Origin of the sequence: Mesorhizobium sp. M7A.F.Ca.US.002.01.1.1, from assembly GCF_004022955.1 — a bacterium.
GTDB lineage: Bacteria > Pseudomonadota > Alphaproteobacteria > Rhizobiales > Rhizobiaceae > Mesorhizobium > Mesorhizobium ciceri.
In genome coordinates this window covers 1-836 of the sequence record NZ_RZQE01000978.1, presented here as the reverse complement: position 1 = coordinate 836, position 836 = coordinate 1, and the positions used below count along the sequence as shown (strand labels likewise).

Genomic DNA, 836 nt, shown 5'->3' with positions numbered 1-836 from the left:
GTCGTAGAGGTCGAAGATGCGCGCATCGAGCATGTTCTCGAAGGCCGGCTTCGGCAGGCCGAACGTCGCTATCGTAGCGTTCACGGCTTCGGCAGTGGGATGGCCGGCGCCGGCCTCGCCGCCGGCGGCAATGACATCGCGCCACCATTGCAGCCGCACCTCGCCCGGTAGCGCCTCATGGATGCGATCGCGAATACCTGATATCTCCGCGTTGAAGGCGTAGAGCGAAAACAGCGCGTAGCGCTTGCCGTCCGGCGCGTAGAGCGCGGTCAGATAGCGATCATGGTCGGCGGCACGCACCGCGTCCATGACGATTTCAGCGCTTCGAGGCATATCAATCGACGGCAATGAGCGCGGCAGCCACGGCGCGCTCTTCCGCCAGAAGGACATTGTAGGTCCGCACCGCGGCACCCGTCGACATCGGGTCGGATGCAATGCCGGCGGCCTTCAGCGCGGCCCGCAATGCAGCGGGCAACGGCCGAAGATCCCTGCCCATGCCGACCAGCAGGATCTCGATCTTGTCGGCCTCGGACAGCAGCCTGTCAAAATCCGCCACCGTCAGCGCCAAGGGATCCACCGGCTCCCAGCCATGGATGCCGGATGGCAGACAGAGCAGCGAACCGCGATGCGACATGTCGGCAAAGCGGAATCCGCCATTGCCGTAGGCTTCGATCGGCGCGCGGCCCGGGAAATGCGCCTCGCGGATGACGATGCCTTTGCTGGTCACCGTTAAACCTCTTCGGGGGGGCGCGTCAGGTCGCGACCGCCTTGCCGCCATTGACCGGCTTCTCCTCGTCGGCTGAAGCCTGCGGCCGCAGCTTGAACAGGATCAGCAG

At 65.3% G+C, this 836-nt stretch carries 2 protein-coding genes; both read right to left on the bottom strand.

Annotated elements, in window-relative coordinates; translation table 11 throughout:
* On the bottom strand, positions 1 to 333 hold a 333-nt coding region (locus tag EN932_RS37190; RefSeq protein ID WP_164890899.1), incomplete at its 3' end, for a squalene/phytoene synthase family protein.
* Position 334: 1 nt separating this feature from the next.
* The gene (locus EN932_RS37185) at positions 335 to 778 is read right to left on the bottom strand and encodes an Mth938-like domain-containing protein (protein WP_050596163.1); all 444 of its coding nucleotides are present in this window, start codon (positions 776 to 778) and stop codon (positions 335 to 337) included.
* Between the last annotated feature and the right edge of the window lie 58 nt (positions 779 to 836).

Bases quoted from the DNA above. Each gene is read 5' to 3' on its own strand.
- EN932_RS37185 (WP_050596163.1), bottom strand. From the start codon at position 778: ATGGCGGCAAGGCGGTCGCGACCTGACGCGCCCCCCCGAAGAGGTTTA.